At 71.7% G+C, this 24,920-nt stretch carries 21 protein-coding genes; 16 read left to right on the top strand and 5 right to left on the bottom strand.

From position 1 onward, the window contains the following. Positions 1-204: 204 nt before the first annotated feature. Positions 205-2,562, top strand: a complete 2,358-nt coding sequence (locus CcI49_RS19525; protein WP_076828337.1) for an acyl-CoA dehydrogenase — start codon at positions 205-207, stop codon at positions 2,560-2,562. 82 nt (positions 2,563-2,644) lie between these two features. Here CcI49_RS19525 and CcI49_RS19520 read toward each other — a convergent pair whose 3' ends face one another. Both CcI49_RS19520 and CcI49_RS19515 read right to left on the bottom strand, forming a co-directional pair. Continuing rightward, positions 2,645-3,382 (bottom strand): class II aldolase/adducin family protein, encoded by a 738-nt coding sequence (locus CcI49_RS19520; RefSeq protein WP_076828597.1) that lies wholly within the window; start codon positions 3,380-3,382, stop codon positions 2,645-2,647. An 11-nt stretch (positions 3,383-3,393) separates the two neighbouring features. Then, entirely contained in the window at positions 3,394-4,656 is a 1,263-nt protein-coding gene (locus CcI49_RS19515; RefSeq protein WP_076828335.1) for an amidohydrolase family protein, read from the bottom strand. Positions 4,657-5,218: 562 nt separating this feature from the next. On the opposite strand from CcI49_RS19515, the gene CcI49_RS19510 reads away from it, so the two are divergent. The 5 genes from CcI49_RS19510 to CcI49_RS19490 all read left to right on the top strand — a co-directional run bounded on the left by CcI49_RS19510 (position 5,219) and on the right by CcI49_RS19490 (position 13,285). Beyond that, the gene (locus CcI49_RS19510; protein ID WP_076828333.1) at positions 5,219-6,337 is read left to right on the top strand and encodes an NDMA-dependent alcohol dehydrogenase; all 1,119 of its coding nucleotides are present in this window, start codon (positions 5,219-5,221) and stop codon (positions 6,335-6,337) included. 69 nt (positions 6,338-6,406) lie between these two features. Continuing rightward, complete coding sequence (locus CcI49_RS19505) at positions 6,407-7,909, top strand: aldehyde dehydrogenase (protein WP_054569842.1); 1,503 nt, start codon at positions 6,407-6,409, stop codon at positions 7,907-7,909. Between the two features lie 327 nt (positions 7,910-8,236). Then, entirely contained in the window at positions 8,237-9,409 is a 1,173-nt protein-coding gene (locus tag CcI49_RS19500; RefSeq protein ID WP_076828331.1) for an amidohydrolase family protein, read from the top strand. Positions 9,410-9,453: 44 nt separating this feature from the next. Continuing rightward, entirely contained in the window at positions 9,454-11,649 is a 2,196-nt protein-coding gene (locus CcI49_RS19495; RefSeq protein ID WP_054569997.1) for an acyl-CoA dehydrogenase, read from the top strand. 25 nt (positions 11,650-11,674) lie between these two features. Continuing rightward, positions 11,675-13,285: an AMP-binding protein gene (locus tag CcI49_RS19490; protein ID WP_054569844.1), complete on the top strand. Its 1,611-nt coding sequence runs from the start codon at positions 11,675-11,677 to the stop codon at positions 13,283-13,285. A 25-nt stretch (positions 13,286-13,310) separates the two neighbouring features. Here the strand turns inward: CcI49_RS19490 and CcI49_RS19485 are convergent, their stop codons facing one another. Continuing rightward, the gene (locus CcI49_RS19485) at positions 13,311-14,222 is read right to left on the bottom strand and encodes a helix-turn-helix domain-containing protein (RefSeq protein WP_054569845.1); all 912 of its coding nucleotides are present in this window, start codon (positions 14,220-14,222) and stop codon (positions 13,311-13,313) included. A 169-nt stretch (positions 14,223-14,391) separates the two neighbouring features. Here CcI49_RS19485 and CcI49_RS19480 point away from each other — a divergent pair, with 169 nt between their 5' ends. Genes CcI49_RS19480 through CcI49_RS19470 form a run of 3 tightly spaced genes read left to right on the top strand, consistent with a single transcriptional unit; the run spans position 14,392 to position 16,578 of the window. Then, entirely contained in the window at positions 14,392-14,856 is a 465-nt protein-coding gene (locus CcI49_RS19480) for a pyridoxamine 5'-phosphate oxidase family protein (protein ID WP_116437453.1), read from the top strand. Between the two features lie 41 nt (positions 14,857-14,897). Next, a complete protein-coding gene (locus CcI49_RS19475; protein ID WP_076828329.1) occupies positions 14,898-15,734 on the top strand; it encodes an SDR family oxidoreductase in 837 nt (278 codons plus the stop codon). Continuing rightward, positions 15,724-16,578, top strand: coding sequence for a maleylpyruvate isomerase N-terminal domain-containing protein (locus tag CcI49_RS19470; RefSeq protein WP_076828327.1), 855 nt, complete (start codon positions 15,724-15,726; stop codon positions 16,576-16,578). Before CcI49_RS19475 ends, CcI49_RS19470 begins: the two co-directional genes overlap by 11 nt. A 64-nt stretch (positions 16,579-16,642) precedes the next feature. Here CcI49_RS19470 and CcI49_RS19465 read toward each other — a convergent pair whose 3' ends face one another. Both CcI49_RS19465 and CcI49_RS19460 read right to left on the bottom strand, forming a co-directional pair. Then, positions 16,643-17,857, bottom strand: a complete 1,215-nt coding sequence (locus CcI49_RS19465) for an amidohydrolase family protein (protein ID WP_054569999.1) — start codon at positions 17,855-17,857, stop codon at positions 16,643-16,645. A gap of 73 nt (positions 17,858-17,930) precedes the next feature. After that, positions 17,931-18,593 (bottom strand): helix-turn-helix domain-containing protein, encoded by a 663-nt coding sequence (locus CcI49_RS19460; protein WP_054569848.1) that lies wholly within the window; start codon positions 18,591-18,593, stop codon positions 17,931-17,933. Between the two features lie 310 nt (positions 18,594-18,903). On the opposite strand from CcI49_RS19460, the gene CcI49_RS19455 reads away from it, so the two are divergent. From CcI49_RS19455 to CcI49_RS19425, 7 genes are read left to right on the top strand one after another with little or no spacing between them, the layout of a single operon-like run. Next, a complete protein-coding gene (locus tag CcI49_RS19455) occupies positions 18,904-20,385 on the top strand; it encodes an aldehyde dehydrogenase family protein (RefSeq protein ID WP_076828594.1) in 1,482 nt (493 codons plus the stop codon). Beyond that, the gene (locus CcI49_RS19450) at positions 20,360-20,635 is read left to right on the top strand and encodes a (4Fe-4S)-binding protein (protein WP_347280132.1); all 276 of its coding nucleotides are present in this window, start codon (positions 20,360-20,362) and stop codon (positions 20,633-20,635) included. Before CcI49_RS19455 ends, CcI49_RS19450 begins: the two co-directional genes overlap by 26 nt. Beyond that, the gene (locus CcI49_RS19445; RefSeq protein WP_076828325.1) at positions 20,632-21,435 is read left to right on the top strand and encodes a glucose 1-dehydrogenase; all 804 of its coding nucleotides are present in this window, start codon (positions 20,632-20,634) and stop codon (positions 21,433-21,435) included. Before CcI49_RS19450 ends, CcI49_RS19445 begins: the two co-directional genes overlap by 4 nt. A 52-nt stretch (positions 21,436-21,487) precedes the next feature. Continuing rightward, on the top strand, positions 21,488-21,946 hold the full coding sequence (locus CcI49_RS19440; protein ID WP_054569850.1) for a nitroreductase family deazaflavin-dependent oxidoreductase: 459 nt from the start codon (positions 21,488-21,490) through the stop codon (positions 21,944-21,946). Between the two features lies 1 nt (position 21,947). Then, positions 21,948-23,207 carry a cytochrome P450 gene (locus CcI49_RS19435; RefSeq protein ID WP_076828323.1) on the top strand — a complete coding sequence of 420 codons (1,260 nt, stop codon included), beginning with the start codon at positions 21,948-21,950 and terminating at the stop codon, positions 23,205-23,207. Beyond that, complete coding sequence (locus CcI49_RS40665; RefSeq protein ID WP_054569852.1) at positions 23,204-23,710, top strand: OB-fold domain-containing protein; 507 nt, start codon at positions 23,204-23,206, stop codon at positions 23,708-23,710. The genes CcI49_RS19435 and CcI49_RS40665 overlap by 4 nt, the downstream gene beginning before the upstream one ends. After that, a complete protein-coding gene (locus CcI49_RS19425; RefSeq protein WP_076828321.1) occupies positions 23,697-24,872 on the top strand; it encodes a thiolase family protein in 1,176 nt (391 codons plus the stop codon). Before CcI49_RS40665 ends, CcI49_RS19425 begins: the two co-directional genes overlap by 14 nt. Positions 24,873-24,920: the final 48 nt, after the last annotated feature.

The following is a 24,920-nucleotide window of genomic DNA, read 5'->3' as shown; positions in this document are numbered from 1 at the left end:
GGACGGTGGCGGGTCGACCGTGGGCCGGCCTGCAGCGTGGCCGTCGCGAGGGGCCTCGCGACGGGCCTCGCAAGGGGCCTCGCGACCTCGGACGACGCGGACCGGCCATTCGACCTCGACCGCTCAAATAATATTTATACATATTACGTGGCTCGGCGGTCATCAGGCCGCCGGCTGTGCGGTGACCGGCATTCGGAGGCTTGCATGGACCTGTCGTTGGACGAGGCGTCGCGAGCGGCGCAGGAGCTGGCCAGGGCCGTGCTCGCCCGCAGCCCGGGGCTGGTGGCGGCCCGGGCCGCCGAGCCACTGGGGCACGACCCGGCGCTGTGGGCGCAGCTGTGCGCGACAGGGCTGCCCGGGCTCGCCATCGCGGAGAAGCACGACGGCGGCGGCGCCGGTCTGCACGCACCGGTCATCGCGGCGATCGAGCTGGGGCGTGTGCTCGCGCCGATGCCGTTCGCCGAGCACGTCGCGGCGGCGCGGCTGCTTGCCGCCGTCGCGCCGGACCATCCCGATCTGCCCGCCGTCGTCGCCGGGGAGCTGATCGCGACGCTGGCACCGCGGGTGCACGCCGGCACCGCCGTCGCGGTGCCGGCGGGGGCGGTCGCCGGGCTGGTGCTCGCGGTGCGCGACGGTCAGCTGGTCGCGGCACGCTCCGTCCCGCCCGGCATCGCCGTGGCCAACCAGGGCGACCTGCCGGTGGCCGACCGTGATCTACGCGAGGCGGTGGTCCTCGGCGGCCCGGCGGCGGTGGCGACGTTCGCGCGGGCCCGGTCGGAATGGCTGATCCTGATGGCTGGTTGGCTCGCGGGCCTCGCCGACGGCGCGCTGGACCTGGCGACCCGATGGGTGAAGGAACGCGTTCAGTTCGGCGTGCCGATCGGCTCGTTCCAGGGGGTGCAGCACGGCCTCGCGGACCTGCCGGGGCTGGTGGACGGGGCCACGCTGTTGTCGCGGGAGGCGGCCTGGAGCCTGGACACCGGGCAACGGTCGGTCACCGGAGCCGACGGGGATCAGCTCGCGGCGATGGCGGCGTTGTTCGCCACCGAGGCGGGACGGCAGGCCTCGGACCGGGCGGTTCAGTACCACGGCGGCCTCGGGGTCTCCCTGGAGCACGACGCGCAGCTGTACTTCCGCCGCGCCCGCGCCTACCCCGCGCTCGCCGGCGCGCCCCGTGTACTCGCCCGCGAACTGGGCCGCGACCTCGTGGACGGCCGGTCGACCACCGCGAACGCCCCGGTGCTCACCGGCACCGCCGCGCAGACCGGTGCGCCGACCGGGTCAGCCGCGTCGGGCCTGGGCGGGACGGACTTCACCCACAACCCGTCCGTCGCCGCGTTCGCCGCCGCAGTCCGCGACTTCGTCCGGTCCTGGCTGACGGACGAGGTCCGCCACGAGGCTCGCCGGACCGGCACCGTGCATGTACCCGCGCTGCACAAGGCCCTCGCCGAGCGCGGCTGGCTCGCCGCGTCGGCACCGGGCGGCCGCGCCGCGCGGGATCCCTACGAGCTGGCCGCCCTCTTCCGGGAGCTTGAGCTCGCGGACGCCCCCTACCACGGCATCGGCACCACCATGATCGTCGCCGGGGTCCTCGACCAGATCGGGAGCCCGGCACTGCGCACCGACGTCCTACCGCTCCTGCTGGCTGGCGAGGCGACCGCCGTGCTGGGCTACTCCGAGCCTGGCGCGGGCTCCGACGTCGCGTCCGCGCGAACCCGGGCCACCCCCGTGGACGACGCGCACACCTCCTGGCGGATCAACGGGCAGAAGATGTGGACCACCCTGGCCCACACCGCCGCACACTGCCTGCTGCTGACCCGCACGAATCCCGATGTGCCCAAGCACCGCGGCCTGACGATGTTCCTCGTCCCGCTGGACACCCCAGGGATCACGATCCAGCCGATCCACACGATCGCCGACGAGCGGACCAACATCGTCTTCTATGACGACGTGATCGTTCCGGACTCCTGCCGAGTCGGCGGGGTCGACGAGGGCTGGCAGGTCATGGCGATCGGGCTGAGCCTGGAACGCGGTGTCATGGGCAGCACCGCGACACTCGAGCCGCTGCTCACCGCGGTGACGGCCTGGGCCCGCGTCCCCACGCCGGCGGGCACCTGGCAGGAAGGGGAACGACCCGGCGACGACCCCGCCGTGCTGACCGCGATCGCGCGGGCCAGGGCCGACGCGGAGGTCTCCTTCCTGCTCACCCAGCGGACCGCCTGGCTCAACATCGCCGGCCAGTCTCCCGCCGTCGCGGGCACGATCGCGAAGCTGTTCGCCTCGACCGCCTACCAGCGCGACAGCCGCGAACTCCAGGACGTCTCCGGCCTCGGCGGCATCCTGCGTGCCCCCGCCAGTGGGAGCTCCATCGCGTCGGCCGCCGGCGGCGAGATCGAACGCGCCGCCCGGCACTCCAGCGCGGTCACCATCCAGGGCGGCACCACCGAGATCGCCCGCAACCTCGTCGCCGAACAGCGCCTCGGCCTGCCGAAGACCCGCCGAGGCACCCGTACCTCCGCCGACCAGGCAGGGACGACACCGAAACAGAATCCCGTGCCCTGACCGCCCGCCGGTCCGTTCACCGGCCGACCCGCGGATCGGCTTCGGGGGCGGCGTGACGTCGCCGGGCGGCAGCTCGGCGGCGTCACGGGAGCAGGCTGGGATCGGAGCGCAGTTCGGCGCGGACAGCGGACTCCCAGAAACCGACGAAGCCGTCGCCGTCGGAGTTCTTCAGGTGGTTCAGGAAGCCCGCCGGGAGGACCGGGGCCGGGGAGCCGCCCGCGGCACGGACGTGCCAGGCGCGCTGACAGCGCTGTTCCAGCGCCACGGCGCGCTGGAAGATGGCGCGGGCGGAGCCGCCGAGCACGAAGACGCCATGGCCCGCGAGGAGGGCGAGGTCGCCGCCGTGCATGGCGTCGATCGCCCCCCGGGCGGTGGTGGGATCGTTGACGGGGCCCTGGTACTCGTTGACGAGGACGAGGTCCCCGCCGCCGCCCAGCGCCGAGCTCTGGTCGTAGATCGGTGGGACCTCGCCGAGATCCGCCCAAACGGTGCCGTAGAGCGGGTGGTTGTGCACGGCCCAGGTGACGTCGGTACGCGCGGAATGCAGCGCGAGGTGCAGCGGAATGCCAAGCGGGACGGGCCAGTCCCCCTCGACCACCCTGCCAGCGAGGTCGATGCGGATGACCTGCTCCGGGCGCAGCTCGTCCCAGCGGACCAGCCACGGGTTGCACAGCAGGGTGCCATCCGGCTGCAGGGCCGTGATGTGGCCGGCCAGGTGGTCGTTGTAGCCCTGCCGCCACAGAGCCCGGGCGAGCAGGGCGATCTCCTCGCGGGCGGTGAGCTCCGGCATGAGTTTCTCGGCGGTCGGGATGAACGTCATGGTCGCGTCCTTCAGTCGGCCGGCAGGACCGTCGGCGGGAGGGGGTGGCGGAACAGGGCCGCGGCGTTCTCGCAGCACATCGCCCGGATCTCGGCGAGCGGAACGTGGCCCCAGACGTCGGCGAGCACGCTCTGGGTGTCCGGCCAGGTGCCGTCGCCATGCGGGTAGTCCGTCTCGACCATGATGTTCTCGACGCCGATCCGGTGGCGGGTGTCGATCGTCGACGGGTCGTCAAGGGTGCAGAACCAGAAGTTGCGGCGCAGCACCTCGGCGGGGCGCAGGTCCCAGCCGGTGCCGTAGCCGGACCGGTCGACGATGTTGTCGAGCCGGTCGAGCAGCATCGCGACCCAGCCGATCCCGCCCTCGCTCATCGCGATCTTCAACGTCGGGAGGCGGGCCGGGTGGCCCGACCACAGCCACTCCGCGCAGGCGGTGAGCGAGGCCTGGCCGAACAGCGTCGCACCCAGCTGCAGGCGGGGCGCGCCGGACGGCGCGTCGGACAGCCCCGAGCTGCCGACGTGCAGGGTGATGACGGTGTCCGTCTCGACGCAGGCACCGATGATCGGATCCCAGTGGGCCCGGTCCCACAGAGACGGCAGGCCGATCGTGTGCGGGCGCTCGGGGAAGGTGACGGCGGTGAAGCCGCGGGCGGCGTTGCGGCGGATCTCCGCGGCGGCGAGTGCCGGGTCCGCCAGGTAGGTGATGCCCATCGGCACGACCCGCTCGGGGTAGGCCTGGAACCATTCCTCGTGCAGCCAGTCGTTCCACGCACGCACGCAGGCGAGGCCTAGATCCCGGTCCCGGGCACCGAAGAACACCCGGCCGCAGAAGCCGGTGATCTGCGAGGGGAAGTTCACCGACGCCCAGACCCCGTTGATGTCCATGTCCCGGACCCTGGCGTCGATGTCGTAGCAGCCGGGACGCATGTGCTCGAACCGGAACGGCTCCAGCTTCACCGTCTCCGGCCGCCGCCCGGCGACGGCGTTCATCCCGACCTGGGTGAAGGTCTGGCCCTCGAAGTGCCACACCTGGTGGCCCTGGTCGGTCTCGACGATGYGGGGGGCGGCGTCGGCGAACCGTGCCGGAACCCGCCCCTCGAACAGGTGCGGAGGCTCGACAACGTGATCGTCGACGGAGATGACGGTGTACCGGACAGCCCGCGGACCGGGCTCGGGTAAGAACAGCGCGGGGTCGAGGTCGGTAGGCACGACGGTGCCGCTCTCTGCGGCGGTACCACTCACTGCGGCGGTGCCGCTCTCTGTGGTGCTGCTCATGAAGGCCTTCCCAGGAGGACGAGGGTCAGGAAGAGCGCGCCGGCCCCACCCGCGGTGCTTGGAGCGTGGCCAGCCCGGCCACATTGGGTCGCAACCATGCATCATCACTCGGACTAATAGTCCGAGTGATGATGACGGAACCGCGAGAGAACGGGTCGCTCATGGCACCCTCACCGCCCCTTCGACCTGCCGACTCGGCAGATCATGCTGGACTGAGCATCGTGGAGCTGCCACGAAGACACCGGCTAGTGTGGACAACCCACTTCACCACACTCCAGATTTGAGCTCAATAGTCTTGCAGCCTGGGGGTCGTCGAGGTCCGCCTCGGCGACCGACGAACCGAACCGTGCGTCTCCGCCAGCTCCACCGCCACACACCCATCCGTCGGCCGATTCGCCCGCCCAGGCCCCCGGCGCGGACCCTGGCGATCCTTTCCCTCGCCTTCCCACGGCTCGCGGCCAGCGTGCCCACAGCTGGCGGCGCGGGATGTGACGACCCCTCTTGCGCGGACGCGGACCACGGCCTACAGATATAGACGTCATCCGTCCGAAATGGAGGAGATATGAAGAGCAGTGCCGCCGTGCTGCACGAACAGCCCGGGAAATGGCAGATCACCGAAATCGAGATCGAGCCACCTCGACAGGGAGAGCTCATCGTCCGGATGGTCGCTGCCGGCTTATGCCATTCCGATGACCACGTCGCGACCGGCGACATGCCCTTCACCGGCGCGCTGCCGCTCGTCGGCGGCCACGAGGGAGCGGGAATCGTCGAACAGGTCGGCCCGCACACCGACGGCTGGCAGGTCGGGGACCACGTCGTACTGCCCTTCCTCCCCGCCTGCGGGCGGTGCCGCTGGTGCTCGTCGGGAATGCAGAACCTCTGCGACAACGGCATCCGGACCCTGTCCGGTGCGCGCGAGGACGGCTCCAGCCGGCTGTCCCTGGACGGCAGGCCGCTGGGCCAGATGGCCGGGATCTCGACCTTCAGCGAGTACACGGCCCTGTCCGTGAACTCGGCCGTCAAGGTCTCCGCCGATCTCGACCTGGTGTCGGCCTGCCTGACCAGCTGCTGCGTGTCGACCGGCTGGGGCGCGGCGGTGAACTCGGCCGAGGTCCGGCCCGGCGATGTCGTCATCGTGCTCGGAGCCGGGGGCATCGGCATGAACGCGGTGCAGGGCGCCGCCCATGCCGGTGCGCGGGTCCTCATCGCGGTCGACCCGGTGGAGTGGAAGCGCGAGCAGGCACTGGGCTTCGGTGCCACGCACGCCGTGGCCTCCGCCGAGGAGGCAACCGAGATCGCCCGAGCGCACACCAACGGCCAGGGTGCCGACGCGGCGATCGTCTGTGTCGGGGTGACGAACGGCGCGCACATCGGTGCGGCGTTCTCGAGCATCCGCAAGGCCGGGACCTGCGTCGTCGTCGGGCTGGGCAACATCCTCGCGGACGGCAGCCTGCCGCTGTCGCTGCATGAGCTCGTGCTGTTCCAGAAGCGGCTGCAGGGCTCGTTGTTCGGCGCGTGCAACCCGATGCGGGACATCCCGGCGTTGCTGGAGCTGTACCGCGCCGGCCAGCTGCGCCTCGACGAGCTGATCACGACCCGCTACTCGCTGGAGCAGATCAACGATGGCTTCGCGGACATGCACGCCGGTCGGAACATCCGTGGCGTCATCACCTTCGACTAGCCCCACGACCAGCTCCGGTCGCGTCCGGGACACCCGGCCCCGGCGCGCCRCAGAACAAGGAGGAACGCGATGAGCGTGGCGACAGGCATCGATCGACATGTACGGCACCCCGACCGGCTGTTCATCGACGGCCAGTGGGTGGCCCCCTCGTCCACCGCGTTGATCGACGTCGTCGACTCGGCGACCGAGGAGGTCTTCCTCCGGGTCGCCGAGGCGGGCGAGGGGGATCTGGACCGGGCCGTCGCCGCCGCCCGCTCGGCCTTCGACGACGGGCCGTGGCCCTCGCTCACGCACACCGAGCGCGCGGCGTACCTGCGCCGGTTCGCCGCCGAGCTGGCGACCCGCGGCGAGGCCGTCAAGGAGCTGTGGCCGCGGGAGTCCGGCGCGCTCGCGTCGGTGGCCCCGTATATGGCGCCGATGGCCGCGGGCGTCTTCGAGTACTACGCCGGACTCGCCGACACCTATCCGTTCGAGGAGCCGTTCACGCCGACGATCGGCAGCGGGTTCGGCCTGCTCGTCCGGGAACCGGTCGGCGTCGTGGGCGCGATCATCCCCTGGAACGTGCCACTGCAGCTGGCCGTCCAGAAGGTCGCGCCGGCGCTGCTGGCAGGCTGCACGGTCGTGCTCAAGGCGGCCCCCGAGGCACCCGGGGCGGCGTACGTGCTGGCCGAATGCGCCGAGGCCGCCGGACTGCCACCGGGCGTGTTCAACGTCGTGACGGCCGACCGCGCGGTGTCCGAGCGGCTGGTGACCGACGCCCGGGTCGACAAGATCGCCTTCACCGGCTCCACCGCCGCCGGCCGGCGGATCGCGTCGCTGTGCGGGCAGCGCATCGCCCGGTACACCCTCGAGCTCGGCGGGAAGTCCGCCGCGGTCGTGCTGGACGACGCCGACCTGACGAAGGCCGCGACGGCCCTCGCCGGCGCCGAGTGCTTCCTGGCCGGCCAGGTCTGCGCCTCGCTCACCCGCATCGTCGTCCCACGCGGCGTGCACGACGAGTTCGTCGAGACTCTCGCGCAGGTGTTCTCCCAGGTGGTCGTGGGCGATCCCTATGACCCGGCGACGCAGATGGGCCCGCTGGCGATGGCCCGGCAGCGTGATCGCGTCGAGGGCTACATCCGGGCCGGCGTCGACAGCGGCGCGAAGCTGGTCACCGGCGGCGGGCGGCCGGGCCACCTGGAGCGCGGCTACTACATCGAGCCGACGGTCTTCGGCGACGTCGACAACAGCTCGACGATCGCCCAGGAGGAGATCTTCGGCCCGGTGCTCAGCGTGATCCCCGCGGCCGACGAGGCCGACGCGATCAGGATCGCCAACGACACCATCTACGGCCTGAACGCCGCGGTCTTCACCGAGGACGTCGACCGGGCACGTGCCGTCGCCGGCAGGCTGCGGTCCGGGACGGTCGGCCACAACGCGATGCGGGCCGACACCGGCATCGCGTTCGGCGGGTTCAAGCAGTCGGGCATCGGGCGGGAGGGCGGCATCGAGGGCCTGCTGCCATACCTGGAGACGAAGACAATCCTGCTGGACGAGGCGCCGGCCAGGTACCGCGAGGAAGCGGCGCGTTGATCTCGCCTCCCGCGCCCGGCGACTTCCTGGGCCGCTGCCTGGTCGGCAGGTGCGCCTTCTCCACCGTACGAGCTACTAGAACCAGAATCTAGAAGGGTCTCGCTCGGGGCCGCGCCAAGGCGGCCCCGCGCCGACCTCGACCAGTCGACAGAAGTTGCCAGCACACACTAGGCTGTGCGTGTTGGATAAAATATTCAACAGGCTCGACGGTTGCCTGACAGACGGGCAGACCGACCAGGCGCTCCCCCAAGTGGCATGAACATGAAACGATGTTCTACCTTGGAAGGCGAGCCGCTGTGTTCGAGGCCCACCTGGGGAGGTTGCGGCGTGACTACGGATGGACTGCGCGCTTTCGACGCGGACAATCACTACTACGAGGCCCTGGACGCCTTCACCCGCCACATCGAGCCCGAGTTCGCCAAGCGCTGCATGCAGTGGGCGGAGGTCGGCGGCCGCACCCGGCTGCTGGTCGGCGGGAAGGTCAACAAGTTCCTGCCCAACCCGACGTTCAGCGCGCTGGCCAAGCCCGGCGCGCTGGAGCAGTACTTCCGGGGCGAGGTCGGCGGCCCGGTCATCAACCTGTTCGGCGAGCTGGCCCCGCCCCGCCCCGAGTACCAGAACCGGGACGCCCGGCTGCGGGTCATGGACGAGCTGGGCCTGGACGGCGCCTACTTCTTCCCGACCCTCGGGGTCGGCATGGAGCGGGCACTGCAGAACGACCTGCCCGCGGCGCGGGCCGCCTTCCGTGCCTTCAACCGGTGGCTGGACGACGACTGGGGCTTCGCCTACCAGGAGAAGATCTTCGCCGCGCCGTACATCTCGCTGTCGGATCCGGCGGCGGCGGTCGCCGAGCTGCGGTGGGCGCTGGACAGGGGAGCCCGCATCGTGGTGATGCGGGCCGGCCCGGTGCGCACCGAGATGGGCCTGAAGTCACCGGCCGACCGGATGTACGACGAGTTCTGGGCGCTCGCGAACGAGGCCCGGGTGGTGTGCGCCTACCACGGCGGCGACGACGTGTACTCGGAGCTGATCGGCTGGTGGAGCGAGAGCGACGAGACCGAGGCGTTCCGCCGCACCCCGCTGCGGGCCCTGCTCTCGCCGACGGCCGTCGCGGACACGTTCGCCGCGCTGCTCGCGCAGGGCACGATGCACCGCAACCCGCAGCTGCGGTTCGCCGCGATCGAGACCGGCTCGGACTGGGTCACCCCGCTGTTCAAGTCCCTGAAGAAGTCGTTCGTGCAGGGCGGCGAGGCGTGGGCGGAGGACCCGCGGGAGACCTTCCGGCGCCAGGTCTGGGTCTCGCCGTTCCACGAGAACGACCTCGCCGAGCTCAAGAAGCTGATCGGCGTGGAGCGGATGCTGATGGGATCCGACTGGCCACACGTCGAGGGCCTGGCCGATCCGCTGTCGTTCACCAAGGACCTGGCCGCGGCCGGCTTCAACGACGCCGAGATCAGGCTCGTGATGCACGACAACGCGGCCTCGCTCATCGGCGTCTGACCGCCCCCGGCGTCTCCCAACGGCACGGTGAAGGAGTGACGGACGTGTCCATCGGTCTCGACGAGGATCACAAGGCGCTGGCCGATTCGGTCCGCGGTTTCCTGTCCCGGTATTCGTCGTCCGAGCAGGTGCGGGAAGGCCTGGCGCGCTGGACCGCCGGTGCGGCGCCGGACTGCTGGCCGGGCATCGTGGAGCAGGGCCTCACCTCGCTGCATCTGCCGGCGGATCTCGGCGGGGCCGACGCCGGTTTCGTCACCCTTGCCGTGGTGCTCGAGGAGACGGCCAGCGGCCTGCTCCCAGGGCCGCTGCTGCCGAGCCTGCTGGCCAGCTCGGTGCTGGCCCGGTACGGCGACGACGAGCTGCGCAAGGCGGTCCTGCCTGCGCTCGCGGCCGGTGCGCCGGCGGCGAGCGCGCTGTCCACCGCCGGACTGACCGCGACCCCCACGGCCGACGGCTCCTACCGGGTGAGCGGGACGGCCGGGCCCGTCCTCGGCGCGCCGGAGGCGACGCTGCTGCTCCTCGGGGCGACCACTCCGGGCGGTGGCGAGCTCTGGTTCACCGCCCGGCCGGGGCCCGGCCTGGCGGTGGTCGCGGCCGCGCCCATCGACCAGACCCGGGCCGTCGGCACGGTGACGCTGACCGAGTTGGCCGTCCACGCCGACCAGGTCATCGAGGTCAGTACCGAGCAGGTCCGGGCGGTGGCGGCCGTGCTGTTCGCCGCCGAGGCCGTGGGGCTGGCGCGGTGGTGCGTGACAACGGGCGTCGACTACGTGAAGGTGCGCGAGCAGTTCGGCCGCCCGGTGGGATCCTTCCAGGCGATCAAGCACAAGTGCGCCCGGCTGTTCGTCGACGTGCAGACGATGTCCGCCGCGGCGTGGGACGCGGCTCGGGCGATGGAGCAGGGCGACGACCAGCTCGCGGTGGCCGCGGCCGGTGCGGCTGTCGCGTGCCTGCCCCGCGCGACCGGGATCGGGCTGGAGTCGATCACGCTGCTGGGCGGGATCGGCTACACCTGGGAGCACGACGCGCACCTGTACTGGCGCCGGGCGATGACGCTGGAGAGCCTGCTCGGTCCCGTCGCCGGCTGGGAGCACCGGCTGGGCGCGCTGGTGCACGGCACGTCCCGCGACTTCAGCGTCGATCTCTCCGCCGCGGACCCCGCCTTCCGCGCCCGCGTCGCCGGGCTGCTCGGCGAGGTGGCCGCGCTGCCGGCCGACGGCCCGGCCCGGCGCGAGCGGCTCGCCGCCGAGGGCCTGGTGGTACCCCACTACCCGAAGCCCTACGGCATCGCGGCGACCCCGGTCGAGCAGCTGGTGATCCAGCAGGAGTACGAGCGCGCCGAGGTCGCGCCACCGAGGCTGATCATCGGAGACTGGGCGCTGCCCACCATCCTCGCCTACGGCACCGAGGAGCAGAAGGACTTCTTCGTCCCGCCGACGCTGCGCGGCGAGCTCGCGTGGTGCCAGCTGTTCAGTGAGCCCGGCGCCGGCTCCGACCTCGCCGCCCTGTCGACCCGCGCTGAGAAGGTCGAAGGGGGCTGGCGCCTGGACGGCCAGAAGGTCTGGACGTCGAACGCGCACGAGGCGCACTTCGGCATCTGCCTGGCCCGGACCGATCCGACGGCTCCGAAGCACAGGGGAATCTCCTACTTCCTCGTCGACATGACCTCACCCGGTCTGGAGATCAGGCCGCTGCGCGAGGCGAACGGCGGCTACCTGTTCAACGAGGTCTTCTTCAACGACGTGTTCGTGCCGGACGACCGGCTCGTCGGAGAGGTCAACCGCGGGTGGGGGCTGGCGAGGACCACGCTGGGCAACGAGCGGGTGAGCATCAGCGGGATGCAGCACATCCCGACCCACCTTCTCGATCTTGTCGCCAGCCAGGAGCTCGTCGCGGCCCCGGACGACGTCCAGCGGGATGTGGGCGCGACGTTCGCGATGGCCCACGCGCTGGCCGCGCTGGCCCTGCGCACCACGTTGCGCAGCCTCTCGGGCCTCCGGCCCGGCGCGGAGTCGAGCGTTTCCAAGATCGCCTCGGCCACGCTGGTGACCCAGATCGCCGAGCGTGCGCTGCGATGGACCGGGCCGGCCGCGGCCACCGCCGACGGGCCCGGCGGCCAGGCGGCGGGGCGTTACCTCACCGTGCCGCCGCAGCTGATCGGTGGGGGGACGGTCGAAATCCAGCTCAACGTCATCGCCGAGCGCATACTCGGGCTCCCGCGCGAGCTGACGCCCAGCTGACGCCTGGTCTAGGGGTGACTCGACAATGGACAGCAACTTAGGAATCGAGCTTCCGGCCCTGCACCCGTTCGTGGGTATGGACGTGACCTCGGCGCTGGAGGAGCGGGCGCGGCGGTACGGCGAGCGCCCGTTCCTCGTCTGGGAGCCGCCGGACGGAGCGCGCCGCACCTGGACCTACGGCGAGTTCGCCCGCGACGTGCGCGCCGTGGCGGCCGGGCTGGCGAGCCGGGGCGTGCGCGCCGGCGACGCCGTCGTGATCCATCTGGACAACAGCCCGGGCTTCCTGCTGGTCTGGTTCGCGTGCGCGCGGCTCGGCGCGGTCGCGGTCGACCTGAACACCCGGTACGCCGAGGATGAGCTGGCGCACGCCGTCGAACTGACCGGCGCGGTCGGGATCGTCACCGACCCGAGGCTCGGGCTCGCCGACTGCCCGGCGGTGACCGCGCTCGGGTGGACGGCTCTGCTCGACCCGGCCACCGGGACCGTGCCGGAGCTGGTCGGTGACCCGGAGCTGGCCCCGCACCGGGAAGCCGACCCGGCGGCGGCACTGTGCGTCCAGCTGACCTCCGGGACCACGGCACGTCCGAAGGCGGCCCTTTTCACCCACGCCAACGCCCTGTGGGCGGGCCGGGTGGGGGCGCTGCTCTGGCGGCTGGCGCCGGACACCATCCAGCTGGTCTACGCCCCGCTGTTCCACACCCACGCGCTGTGCTGGCAGCTGTTGCCCACCTTCTGGGTGGGCGGCACCGTGGTGGTCCAGCCGAAGTTCTCCGCCTCCCGGTTCTGGGAGGTGTCCATCCGCAACAGGTGCACCCACACCGGGCTGCTCCCGCTGCTGCTGAAGGTCGTCACCAGCCAGCCGGTTCCGGAGCACAGCTACCGCAGCTGGATCTTCGGTCTCGAGATGCCCCGGCTGGACACTCTGCTCGGCGTCAGGATCTTCAGCGCCTGGGGCCAGACCGAGGTCGTCAGCACACCTGTCGTCGGTGAGCTCGACAACCCGGTCGACGAGGGCGCGATCGGCCGGCCGGCACCGGGCTATCAGGTCCGGGTCCGCCGGGACGACGGCGCCGACGCCGGCCCTGGCGAGACCGGTGATCTGCTCGTCGGAGGCATCCGCGGCCTGTCGGTGTTCGCCGGGTATCTCGCCGACCCGGCCGCCACCGCCGCCGCCTTCGAGGACGGATGGCTGCTGACCGGGGACCGGGTGACGGTGCTGCCCAGCGGCACCCTGAGGTTCGCCAGCCGCGCCAAGGACATGCTCAAGGTCAGCGGCGAGAACGTGGCCGCCGCGGAGATCGAACGCGTCATCACGACCGTGGCGGGAGTGGGCCAGGCCGCCGTCGTCGCCCGGCCGGACCCGGTTCGAGGTGAGGTAGCCGTCGCGTTCGTCATCGCGGCGGCCGCGCATCCCGACCCCGACGAGACGGCCCTCCAGGAAGCCGTCGTCAGCGCGTGCCAGCAGCAGCTCGCCGACTTCAAGGTCCCCCGCGCCGTGTATGTCGTGCCCGAGCTGCCGACGGCGACCCTCGAGAAGGTGGCGAAGGGGACGCTGCGGCAGTGGGCCGCCGACCGGCACCTCGCGGACAACGCCCCGCCCCTGGAGATGCCGCCCCACCCGGAGATGCCCCGATGAAGGCGCAGATGGCCCGGTCTCGCGGCTATCGGTCCAGGCTGGCCGGCCTGCCGTCGTCGTCGAACGCCGCGTTGACGGCGGCGGTGGCTCGGGTCACGTGGTTCGCGATCTCGTCGGCTCGCCTGGCGGACAGCGCCCGCAGCGGGTGGACGCCGATGCTCGCGGTGACCTGGCGGGTGTGCGGGTCGAACACGGGCGCGGCGATCGCCGTGACAGGCCGCCGGTCCTGGTCCGTCGCGCCGGTGGAGCGCAGGCCGAGGCTGGCGATCTCGGCCAGGACGCCGTCCATCGCTCGCCGCACCGGCTGCGCCTGCGGGTCGGCGCGCAGGCTGGCCATGGCCCTGGCGGCCTGCGCCATGGCGGGGTCCAGGCGCTCGAGGGTGTGGCCACGCTCGCGGGTGGCGGTGAGCAGGCCGTCGAGGCGCTCGGCCAGCACCGGGTCGGTGATCGCGCCGCGGTCCATCCAGGCCCGGCGCCCGTCGCTGTCCTCCCAGGCGGCGAAGACGACGCCGAGCGGCGCCGCGAACGGGAAGCGGTCTCCGGCCGCGGCGTCGGCGACCTGGCACGGGCCCAGGTCGATCGTCGTGATGACGAGCTCGTCGCCGACGCGCTCGGTCATCACGGCGGGGTAGCCGAGGTCCTTCGCGAGTCGGTGGACCGCGGCCCGGGCCGGCTGATGACGCGAGCGCTCGGCGGCGGCTCGGGCCGCGACCGCCGCGAGCGCCGGGCCCAGGGTGAACGTCCGGTGGTCCGGGTCCCTGACGGCCCAGCCGCGTTCGCAGAGGGTCGCCATGATCGCGTGGGCGGTCGCCTGGGTCAGGCCGAGGTCGCGCACGAGGTCGCCCAGCCGCGGAGCGGGCCCGCTCTGCCCGCGCTGAGCGAGGAGTTCGAGGACGTCGAGCACCCGCGTCGTCGGCGGCGATGCGGCGTTCGGCACGGCTTGACCTTTCTCTCGCGGCCACTCTACGGTATCGAAATAACGATGAGATCTCATCGAATATTCGAATTCTTCGTTTTCGATCTCTTCCTCGGAGGTCGAGCGCCCCGGCCGGGCGCGGCAGAAGAGAACGCCGACATGAGAGCGAGGCCTCGTGCAGCCTGACCTGATCAGCACCCAGCGCCGGGGGCGTCGGATCGCCCTGACCTCCGACGAGGTCGACGCACTGCTCACCGAGCACCGCGTGTGCCGGGTCGCGACGTTGACGTCCAGCGGCGCGCCGCACGTCAGCCCGCTCTGGTACGTCTGGGACGGTACCTCGCTCTGGCTGTACTCGATCGTCCGCAGCCAGCGGTGGGCCGACCTGCTGCGCGACGGGCGGGCAGCCGTCGTCGTCGACGCCGGTGACGACTTCGGCGAGCTGCACGGCGTGGAGCTGCGCGGCCGGTTCGAGCCGGTCGGCAGCGCCCCCCGCACCGGCGAGGAGGACCACCCCGAGCTGGCCACGCCGGAACGGCTGTTCGCCGCGAAGTACATCGCCAACCCGGATGGCTCGATGTACCACGACGGCCGGCACGCCTGGCTCCGTCTGACCCCCGAGAAGGTCGCCTCCTGGGACCACCGCAAGATCTAGCGCCCACCAACGCACATCCCCATGGCGGAGGCCAGGTTCACATGAGCTATCTGAACGGCAAGGTCGTGCTGGTCACCGGCGGCGCGAGCGGCTTCGGCCGGGAGATCACCACCCGGCTCGCGCAGGGCGGCGCGATCCCGGTCGCGCTCGACGTCAACGCCGAAGGCGCCGAGAAGCTGGCGGCCTCCCTCGCCGCCGAGGGCCACCAGGCCCGCGGGTTCGGCCTGGACGTCCGCGACCGCCGGGCGTTCGCCGAGGTCGTCGACCGCGCGGTGGCGGACCTCGGGCGGGTCGACGTGCTCGTCAACAACGCCGGCATCATGCCGCTGGCCCACTTCGCCGACCACGAACGGGCCGCCGATGCCTGGGACCGGTGCATCGACATCAACCTCAAGGGCGTGCTGCACGGCATCTACGCCGTCCACGACCACATGCTCCGCCAGGGCGGCGGGCACATCGTCAACATCTCCTCGGTGTACGGCAACGCCGGCATCGCCGGGACAGCTGTCTACGGCGCGACCAAGGCCGCCGTCGCCACCGTGTCGAACGCGCTGCGCGTCGAGAGCCAGGGCCGCATCAAGGTGACGGTGGTCCGCCCCAGCGGCGTCGTCGACACGAACCTCGCCAGCGAGATCATCGACTTCACCGCGCCCGCCGCGCTCACGGCGCACCGCGCCGGCGTTTTCCAGGAGCATGCCCAGGCCTACTTCGGCGGCGGCCCGCCAGCCGCCGGGCTGACCGACCCCGAGGACGTCCGCTACTGGTCGCTGACCGCGGCCCAGGTCGCGGACGAGATCGTCCGCCTCATCGACCAGCCGCTCGGCGTCGCCGTCACCGACATCACCCTGCGAGCCACCGGAGAGGACTATGTCTTCTGACGCGTCTTCTGACACCGTGACGTCCGCCGCCTCCGCGCTCTCCGCCGGCGCCAGCACGGTGGCGATCGAGCGGACCCTCGCCGAGACCCTCGAGGTGTTCGGCGCTCTCACCGCCGATGAGCTCGCGGCCCCGTCCGCCTGCGACGGCTGGACGGTCCACACCACCCTCGCGCACCTCACCATCAGTGTGGCCGGGTTCGCCGGGCTGATCTCGATCACGCCCTACGACCAGGGCCTGGAGTTCGAGGCGGCGGTCGACGCCCACACGCACGAGGTCGCCGAACGGCCGACCGCGGAACTCCTCGACATCATCAGGTCATCGGTGCCAGCTGTGCTGGCCATCTTCGGTGGGCTGACCGACGAACTCGCCACCACGCCCGTGAACATGGGCACCGCCGGCAGCTACCCGCTCGCGAGCCTCGCCGACGCCATCGTCTTCGACCACACCTGCCACATCCGATGGGACGTCCTCACTCCCCGCGGGCCTGTCCGGCGCACCCTGCCCGACCTCGACGGTGAACGGCTGGCCGCCGCGACCCGCTGGCTCATCGGCGGCATCCGGCAGATGACCACCGACCGGTTCCATGAGCTGCTCACCGACCCACTGGCCCTCGTCCTGACCGGACCGGGCGGCACAGCCCTGCGGCTCCTCCCCCACGCCGAGGCGACCGAGCTCCACCACGACGCCACGGCGGCGCAGGACGGCACGCGCGCCACCGTACGCAYGAGCGCCACCGACTTCATCCTCTGGGGAACCGGCCGGGAGGCACGACACGGCCGAGTCGAGATCACCGGCGACACGGCCTACGCCGACACCGTCCTCGACGCCTTCCGCGTCTACTGACCCACCACACGGTCAGGCCACCCCGGCGTCAGGCCGTTCCAGCCTGACGCCGGGGAAGGGCCCTTCAGGCCGTCACCAACTGCTTCTGGGCGTTGAGCAGGGCGCTGTTGGAGTCCTCGGGGAGCGCGTCGAGCGGCTCGGCGATCTCCTCGACGCTCGGGCCGTACTGCGCGGCCAACGGTGCGAGTGCGTCGAGGTCGAAGCCGTAGAGGCGGGCGGCGTTCCCGGCCAGCAGGTCGCGCAGCTCCGGCTCGGGCAGGTCGTGCATGACCTGACGAAGCGCCTGGCGAGTGTACGGCCCGGTTCCCTCGTCGTGCGGGTAGTCGCTGCCCCACATCCACCGGTCGCGGCCGATCACCTCGCGGGCGGCGACGTCGTCCGGCCTCGGGAAGCTGGCGCCCACCCAGCAGTTCTGGTGGAAGTACTCGGTCGCCGAGCGGGGCAGCGCGTTGTCACTGGTGTACTTCAGCTCGCCGATCTCACCGCCGCGGATCTTGGCGATGATGTCGTCGAGCTGCCGCAGCAGCGGTGGAACGAACGAGGCCGAGGCCTCGGTGATGACGAACTTCAGCCGCGGGAAACGCTCGAACACACCGGCGAGCAGCATGTGGACGAACGGGCGCAGGCCGTAGAAGCTGACCTCGCTCATCATGATCGCCGGCACGGAGGCGAAGCGGCCGTAGTTCGGGGAGCCGGTGCCGCCGTGCAGGTTGACCGGGATCTCAAGATCCTGCAGCGCTGCCCAGAGCCGGTCGTAGTCCGGGTGGTAGAGCGGCTTCACCCACTTCACGTCGGGCGCGACGTTCGGCAGCAGCACGCCGCCACGCAGGCCGTGCTCCTTGATCCAGGTCGCGTCCGCGATGGCGTCGTCGATGTCGTTGAGGAAGATCTGCCCGACGCCGGCGCGCTGCGCCGCCTTGCGGGCGCAGAAGTCGGCGAGCCACCGGTTGTGGGCCAGGATGCCGGCGCGGCGGTGCGGGTACTCCTCCGCGGTGGGCGGGCCGGCGAACAGCACGAAGCCCGGGTAGAACGGCGGTACAGTATTCGGGAAGATCACTTCCCCGACGACGCCGTCGGCGAGCTGGTCCCGGTCGCGCCGGTCGTCGTCCCAGTTGCGGACGCGCAGGTCGGTGTCGCGCAGGTCCTTCCAGGGGTTCTTGTACTTCCCCCGCCAGGCGTCGAAGTCGTCGTGGAAGGAGGGGTCGAGGTACTCGCGGTAGGTCGCATGGTTCGCGCCAGCATGGGTGTCGGCGGAGATGATCGTGTATCGGGCGCCCATCAGCACTCCCTCGGATGGAACGGACCGGGCTCAACAGATACTAGAACACGAATCTATTCTTGGTCCCGCGCCGTTACCCGGCCCCGCCCCGTACGACCGACTCGACCAGCGTTCTCATCCACTCCCGCACCCGACGGTCGACGTCCGAGGTCGCCTCGACACCGGCGCCGGTCAGGCCGATCGAACCGAACAGCCGCCAGCCGAGCGCGACCACCTGCAGGAAGGCGGCCAGCAGCCGCGCCTCGTCCTCCGGCAGGTCCAGGCCGTCCTGCCGCGCGGCCCGGACCATCATCGAGGCGACCTGCTGGAGACCGGGCGACGGCCCGAACACGTCGGCGGGATCGCCTTCGAGTGCCGCCCAGCCCATGATGCGCCCGACGCTGTCATCCGCGGTCAGGAAGATGTCGATCGCGTCCGCGAGGTCGTCGATGTGCTCGAAGCGGGTCGCCGACCTCGCCGAGACCCGCTGGTACACGGCCCGCAGCAACTCCTCCCGAGTGCCGAGGTACTGGTAGACGAGACCGAAGTTCACGTCGGCGTCCTCGGCGATCTCACGCAGCCGCACCTTGGACGGCCCCTGCCGCGCGATCAGCCGCTGCGCCGACTCCAGCAACGCCTCGCGTACCTCCGCACGACCGCGCGGCCGCCGAGCGCGGCCCGCGCCGTCGGCCGCCGAGTCCGAGTCGTCCGGGCCCGACTCGGACCGCGATTCCGTTCCGCTGCTACCTGGGGCCACAGGGTCGCATCCTAGGCGCTCCCGGACGGCACGGCCGGAGTCCTCGATGACCGACAGGATGGCCCTTGCATTGATTTAGTCGCCCGACTACAGTCACCTGACTAGGTTACCAATTAGAACTTCGATGCAGCGTTGCCGGCACGAGAGTTCAGGTCGCGCCGGCAACGCTGGCCAGACGCTCGCCGCGGGGCTCCCCCCACGGCGAGCCCGCCTCGACGCCCGCGTCGGCCTGCGCACGCACAATCCCGCGGCCGGCAAGTCGCAGCTCAGAAACGACATCACCTACGGACGCACGGACCGGAGTCGCTTCGTGGCAGACCATCTCACGTTCGACCAGCTCTACATCGACGGCCGCGCCGTAGCCGGAGAGTCGGATGCCCTCGCGGTCGAAGACCCAGCACTAGAACAGAATTTCACTCATGTGCCCACGGCCTCACTGGCCCAGGTGGACCAGGCGGTCGACGCGGCGCGACGGGCGTTCGATGACGGCCCGTGGAGTCGCCTCCCGGTGGCCGAACGGGTCACCGTGCTGCGGCGCTTCGCCGATCGGCTGCGCGAGAGCCGCGACGAACTGATCGAGACGGCGATCCGCGAGACCGGCGCGACCAGGATCGTCGCGCAGTGGGCACAGGTCGACATGGCCCTCGACCAGGCCCGCCAGCTGCCGGACCTGTTCGCGACGCTGCCCGAGTGGGAGCACAACGAGCTGCCCTTGGCGGACTCGTTCGACCCGGCCGGCCGCGACGTGCTGCTCAGCATCCGCCGTTACGAGCCGTGCGGTGTGGTCGCGGCGATCAGTCCCTACAACTTTCCGCTCCAGACGAACGTGTGGAAGGTGGTCTCGGCGCTGGCGGCGGGGTGCAGCGTCGTCCTGCGCCCGAGCCCGCTGACGCCGCTGACCGCGCTGGCGCTGGGCGCGGCCGGGCTCGACGCCGGTCTGCCGCCCGGGGTTCTCAACGTCGTCGTCGAGCGTGACTCCCAGGGCGCGGAACTGCTCACCAGCGATCCGCGGATCGACTGTGTGTCCTTCACCGGGTCCACGGCGGTGGGCCGGCGGATCGCCGCCCAGGCGGCACCGACGGTCAAGCGGCTGCTGCTGGAGCTCGGCGGCAAGTCGGTGCAGCTCTACCTTCCCGACGCGCTCGGCGGGGTGGAGGCCGGGGTGTCGACCGTCTTCGGCTCGCAGAGCGGACAGGGCTGCGCGCTGCAGACCAGGGTGCTGGTGCCGCTGGAGAGCCTGGACGAGGTCGCCGGGCGGCTGGCCGCCGTCGCGGGCGCGCTTCGGGTGGGTGACCCGCACGACCCGGCGACCGTCGTCGGCCCGGTCATCTCGGCCGCGCAGCGGGACCGCGTCGAGCAGCTGGTGGCCGCCGGCGTGGCGGCAGGCGGGCGGCTGGTGGCCGGCGGGGGTCGCCCGGCCCATCTGCCGGTCGGGTACTACGTCGAGCCGACCGTCGTCGTGGTCGACGACAACCGCAATCCGCTTGCCCAGCAGGAGGTCTTCGGCCCGGTGGTGACCGTGCAGGGCTACCGCGACGTCGACCATGCCGTCGCGATCGCGAACGACAGCGAGTACGGCCTGTCCGGCGGCGTCTACACCGCCGACCTGCGGCTCGGGCTCTCCATCGCCGAGCGCATCCGCTCCGGGACGGTGCAGGTGAACCGGGGGGCGGCCAACGCCTACACCCCGATGGGCGGGTACAAGCAGAGCGGAATCGGCCGCGAACGCGGCGTGGCGGGGTTCCGGGAGTACCAGGAGCTCAAGCATGTCGTCGTCGCCGGCGCCCGCTGACCCGATGGCCACCGACGGCGACCGGCGTGCCGACGCGGGCGGATCCAGCCTGCACGTGGACCGCGACCTGTGCATGGGCTCGGGATCCTGTGCGTTCCAGGCACCCGCGATGTTCGACCTTGACGACGAGATGAAGGTCGTGCGCCTCGACGGATCGGACTCCGCGGACGCGCTGCGCGCCGCCGTCGAGTCCTGCCCGTCCGGGGCGCTCAGGCTCGTCACCCGATCCGAACCAGGGGAGATTTCATGACATCGCCATCGTCGTTAGCCGGCCAGGCCGCGGTGATCACCGGCGCCGGTTCCGGCGTGGGCCGTGCGTCCGCCCTGGCGTTCGCCGCCGCGGGCGCGCGGGTGGTCTGCGCCGACGTCCGGGACGACTGGGCGAAGGAGACCGCGCGGCTGGTCGCCGCGGCCGGCGGGACGGCGGTGGTCCAGCACTGCGACGTGGCGGTGGAGGAGGATGTCGCCGCCGCGGTCGCGGCGGCCGTCGAGCATTTCGGCCGCCTGGACGTCATGTTCAACAACGCCGGGGTGACCGGCTTCAAGCCCGGCGCGTCGTTCGAGGACTTCACCGCGGACGACTTCGCCCGGCTGACGGACATCAACTTCCGGGGCGTCTTCAACGGCTGCAAGCACGCGGTGAAGCAGTTCAAGCAGCAGGGCCGCGACGGTGACCGCGGCGGTGTCATCGTCAACACCGGTTCGGTCGCGGGCATCGTCGGGTTCGGCAGCGTCGTCTACGGTGCGACGAAGGGCGCGGTCAACCAGATCACCCGCGGTGTCGCCGTCGAGTGCGCACCGTTCGGCATCCGCTGCAACGCCATCTGCCCGGGTGCCATGCCGCTGACGAACTTCACTCCCGCTTCGCCCGGCGCCGAGTTCCAGCCACCGGAACAGCAGTACCTCGACGAGGTCGCCGCCTACCAGCCGCTGGGACGCTACATCACCGCCGAGGACTGCGCCCAGGCGGCGCTCTTCCTGGCATCGGACGCGTCGAGGAACATCACCGGCGTCCTGTTGCCGGTCGACGGTGGATACATCGCCCGTTGAGGACGCGACCGGGGCCCATGTCAGTCGGCCCCAGGGAAAGGAGGCGAGATCCATGACGGAGAACGCGGCACCGACGACCCGCGACGGCGGTTACACGGCGCCCGATCTGGCACTGTTCGGCGCGGAACACGTCCGCCGTTACGTCGAGACCGGCGGCGCCGTCGGCCACAGCTGGAACGGCGTGACCTGCCTGGTGCTCTGGACGACCGGGCGACGCACCGGGCAGCGCCGGGCGACGCCGCTCATCTACGCGCAGGACGGCGACCGCTTCGTCGTCATCGCCTCCCAGGGAGGCGCGCCGGCTCATCCCGGCTGGTACCACAACCTCCTTGCCCAGCCCAAGGTCGAGGTGCAGGTGCTGGCGGACCGGTTCACGGCGACCGCCCGCACCGCCGAGGGCGCGGAACACGAGCGTCTGTGGAGTCTGATGGCCCAGCGGTGGCCGAACTACGACGAGTACACGAAGCGGACGACACGCAGGATTCCCGTCGTCGTTCTCGAGCGAGGCTGACATGGTCGCGAGTGACGTTCCCACCCTGGACCCGCAGCGCATCCGCGAGCTGTTCGACCTGCGTAGCGACGTCTACGCGAGCCGCGGCGGGGCCTTCGAGACCGACCCGTACCCGGCGTTCCACCGGCTCCGCGAGACCGGGCCGGTGCATCCCGGCATCGTCGGGCCGCTGGTCGGATTCCACGGCGAGGCGTTCTTCCAGGGCCTGCCCTACCCGGAGCTGGCGCACTTCTCGGTCTTCGACCACGCCACCTGCCAGGCGGTGCTGCGCGACAGCGAGACGTTCGTGTCGGCGCCGAGCGCGCCCGGCCCCGAACGCGCGATGGCCGACACGTTGCTGCTCTACATGGACGGGGTGAAGCACCGCCGCTACCGCGCCCTGGTGCAGCCGTCGTTCGTGCCGAAGCGGGGCGGCTGGTGGAGCGAACGCTGGATCGAGTCCACGGTGCGGGCACTGCTCGACGCGATCGAGTCGTCCGGGCGGTCGGACCTCAACGTCGACTTCTGCGCGGCGATCCCACTGCTCACGATCTGCGGCAGCTTCGGCATCGGCGTGTCCGACGCGCTGCGGATCCGCGAGGCAGCCACCTCCGACGGACGCGACGCCCACATCCTGGTCGAGATCCTGGCCCCGATCATCGCCGAGCGCCGCCGGGAGCCAGCGGACGATCTGATCAGCGTGCTGGTCCAGGCGGAGGTCACCGAGGAGGACGGTGAGCGCCATCGGCTCTCCGACGTGGACATCCTGGGTTTCTCCCACCTACTGCTCGCCGCCGGCTCGGGCACGACGTGGAAGCAGATGGGCATCACCCTGCTCGCTCTGCTGACCCACCCGCAGTGGCTCGCCGCCGCCCGGGCGGACCGGGCGGTGTTGCGCGCCGCGATCGAGGAGTCGCTGCGCTGGATGCCGACCGACCCGATGTTCTCCCGCTACGCCACGAAGGACACCACGCTCGGCGGTGTCGACGTCCCGGCCGGATCGGTCATCCACCTGTGCTTCGGTGCGGCGAACCGCGATCCGGCCCGCTGGGAGCGGCCGGACGAGTTCGACCCGAGCCGCCCGCCCGGCGCACACCTCGGCTTCGGCGGCGGCCCGCACATCTGCCTCGGGATGCACGTCGCCCGTGCGGAGATCCTCACCGCGATCTCCGCGCTGCTCGACCGCCTCCCGAACCTGCGCCTCGACCCGGACGCCGAGACGCCGCGGATCATCGGCATGTACGAGCGCGGTCCGACCGCGGTTCCGGTGGTGTGGGGATGACGACCAGCTCCGTCGAGAACTCGCACGCCGCCGCGGTGGTGCCGGGGCAGGTGTGGGTCGAGGAGTTCGGCCGGGTCGCGCCGCCACTGACGGAGCGGACCGCGGCGTTCTGGACCTCGGGCGCGGACGGCGTCCTGCGGATCGCGCACTGCCGTGACTGCGGGCGCTACCTGCACCCACCGCGGCCGGTCTGCCCGGCCTGCCGGGGCCGCGACGTCGGGTTCGACCCGGTCTCCGGCCGGGGCACGGTGTGGTCGTGGACGCTGAACCGCTACCAGTGGGTTCCCTCCATGCCACCGCCGTACCTGGTCGCGGACGTCGAGCTGGTCGAGCAGCCCGGGCTGCGCCTGCTGACCAACGTGGTCGACTGCTCTCCGGAGCGGATCCGTGTCGGGCTGCCGGTGGTGGTCTGCTTCAGCCGGTCCGGTGAGGCGTTCATCCCGCTGTTCCGCCCCGAGCACCCGGCAGCGGAGGATCAGGGGGCCGGCGATGCGCGGGAGTGACGGCCGCCGGCCCGAGGACACGGCGCTGATCACCGGGGTCGGCCGGTCGGCGATCGGGCGGCGGCTGCGGGTGGACCCGTGGGTGCTCACCGCGGACGCGGCACTGGCCGCGATCGCCGACGCCGGGCTCACACCGGACGACATCGACGGGGTCTCGACCTACCCGGGCGCGTTCTGGTCGACGCCCGGCATCACCGGCGCCGGTGTCGACGACGTCCGGGCGATGCTCGGGCTCAGGCTGCGCTGGCACACCGGCGGCGGCGAGCTCGCCGGCCAGCTCGGCTCGATCGTCAACGCCGTGCTGGCGGTCGCCGCCGGCCTCGCGACCCACGTGCTGTGCTTCCGGACGGTGTGGGAGTCGACCGCGCAGGAAGGCTTCGGCAGCCGGTCGGCCACGCTGCTCGGCGGCGGCGGAACCCAGGGCCAGCCGGTGCGCTTCGGCCGGGAGCTCACCCACTGGTCGACGCCGTTCGGGATCGGCTACCCCTGCTACGCGGCGATGGAGATGCAGCGGCGCATCGAGCTGGCCGGTGCCAGCCGGGAGAAGTTCGCCACGCTCGCGCTCGCCACCCGCGCCTACGCGGCCCGCAACGAGGCCGCGGTGTACCGCGATCCGCTCACCCTCGACGACTACCTCGGCGCCCGGATGATCTCCGATCCGATCTGTGTCTACGACTGCGACGTCCCGGTCGACGGTTCGGTGGCGTTCGTGGTCTCGAACGCGGCGGCGGCCGGGGACCCCGGCCGGGCGCTGCGGCTGGAGGCCATGGGCTCCGCCTCCGGGTTCGACGAGTCCGCCGCCATGATGTGGGAGCGGACCGACCTCAGACCGGCCGACGTCGACCTCGCTCAGGTCTACGACGGCTTCTCGGTCTACGCGCTGCGCTGGCTGGAGGCCCTCGGGTTCTGCGGCCGCTACGAGGCGCTCGACTTCATCGAGGGCGGGGACCGGATCGGCCCGACCGGCGATCTGCCGCTGAACACCGGCGGCGGCCAGCTCTCCGGCGGGCGGCTGCACGGCTACGGCGGCCTGCTGGAGGCCTGCCTGCAGCTGCGCGGCGAGGCCGGTGCCCACCAGCTGCCCACCGCCCGTCAGCTTGCCGTCGTCACCAGCGGCGCGGAGTCGTTCACCTCGTCCCTGCTCGTCGGGGCACCGCGCTGAGCGCGCGTCCCCACCAGCGGCACGGTCGCGGACATCGCGAACAGGAGT

Origin of the sequence: Frankia sp. CcI49 (assembly GCF_001983215.1) — a bacterium.
In the GTDB taxonomy this organism is placed as follows: Bacteria; Actinomycetota; Actinomycetes; order Frankiales; family Frankiaceae; genus Parafrankia; species Parafrankia irregularis.
This window is presented reverse-complemented; position numbering and strand designations above follow the sequence as displayed.

Bases quoted from the DNA above. Each gene is read 5' to 3' on its own strand.
- CcI49_RS19525 (WP_076828337.1), top strand. From the start codon at position 205: ATGGACCTGTCGTTGGACGAGGCGTCGCGAGCGGCGCAGGAGCTGGCC.
- CcI49_RS19520 (WP_076828597.1), bottom strand. From the start codon at position 3,382: ATGACGTTCATCCCGACCGCCGAGAAACTCATGCCGGAGCTCACCGCC.
- CcI49_RS19510 (WP_076828333.1), top strand. From the start codon at position 5,219: ATGAAGAGCAGTGCCGCCGTGCTGCACGAACAGCCCGGGAAATGGCAG.
- CcI49_RS19505 (WP_054569842.1), top strand. From the start codon at position 6,407: ATGAGCGTGGCGACAGGCATCGATCGACATGTACGGCACCCCGACCGG.
- CcI49_RS19490 (WP_054569844.1), top strand. From the start codon at position 11,675: ATGGACAGCAACTTAGGAATCGAGCTTCCGGCCCTGCACCCGTTCGTG.
- CcI49_RS19475 (WP_076828329.1), top strand. From the start codon at position 14,898: ATGAGCTATCTGAACGGCAAGGTCGTGCTGGTCACCGGCGGCGCGAGC.
- CcI49_RS19465 (WP_054569999.1), bottom strand. From the start codon at position 17,857: ATGGGCGCCCGATACACGATCATCTCCGCCGACACCCATGCTGGCGCG.
- CcI49_RS19450 (WP_347280132.1), top strand. From the start codon at position 20,360: ATGTCGTCGTCGCCGGCGCCCGCTGACCCGATGGCCACCGACGGCGAC.
- CcI49_RS19445 (WP_076828325.1), top strand. From the start codon at position 20,632: ATGACATCGCCATCGTCGTTAGCCGGCCAGGCCGCGGTGATCACCGGC.
- CcI49_RS19440 (WP_054569850.1), top strand. From the start codon at position 21,488: ATGACGGAGAACGCGGCACCGACGACCCGCGACGGCGGTTACACGGCG.
- CcI49_RS19435 (WP_076828323.1), top strand. From the start codon at position 21,948: ATGGTCGCGAGTGACGTTCCCACCCTGGACCCGCAGCGCATCCGCGAG.
- CcI49_RS40665 (WP_054569852.1), top strand. From the start codon at position 23,204: ATGACGACCAGCTCCGTCGAGAACTCGCACGCCGCCGCGGTGGTGCCG.
- CcI49_RS19425 (WP_076828321.1), top strand. From the start codon at position 23,697: ATGCGCGGGAGTGACGGCCGCCGGCCCGAGGACACGGCGCTGATCACC.